This is a genomic window from Halomonas litopenaei, from assembly GCF_003045775.1.
In the GTDB taxonomy this organism is placed as follows: Bacteria; Pseudomonadota; Gammaproteobacteria; order Pseudomonadales; family Halomonadaceae; genus Halomonas; species Halomonas litopenaei.
Window position 1 is genome coordinate 1 of the sequence record NZ_PXNS01000056.1, and the last position, 328, is coordinate 328.

Below are 328 nucleotides of genomic sequence, written 5' to 3' on the forward strand. Positions count from 1 at the left end.
CCCCCGTAGGGCGTATGCGGTATTAGCCTGGGTTTCCCCAGGTTATCCCCCACTACCGGGCAGATTCCTATGCATTACTCACCCGTCCGCCGCTCGACGCCTCCTAGCAAGCTAGGATCGTTTCCGCTCGACTTGCATGTGTTAGGCCTGCCGCCAGCGTTCAATCTGAGCCATGATCAAACTCTTCAGTTTAAAGTCTGATAGTCCGTTAAGCGGACCAAACTTGGCTCAAGGTTCAAACGTCTCGTTTGACGAGTCGCTTGCCTTGATATTTCAGTGACAGTGTCACTGACTCATCGGCAAGCGCCCACATGAATTACCTGATCAA

General features: G+C 52.7%; 1 rRNA gene. It reads right to left on the minus strand.

Going from position 1 to position 328, the window contains the following annotated elements:
• Positions 1–192, minus strand: a 16S ribosomal RNA gene (locus C6W88_RS21305); the annotation flags it as partial.
• Between the last annotated feature and the right edge of the window lie 136 nt (positions 193–328).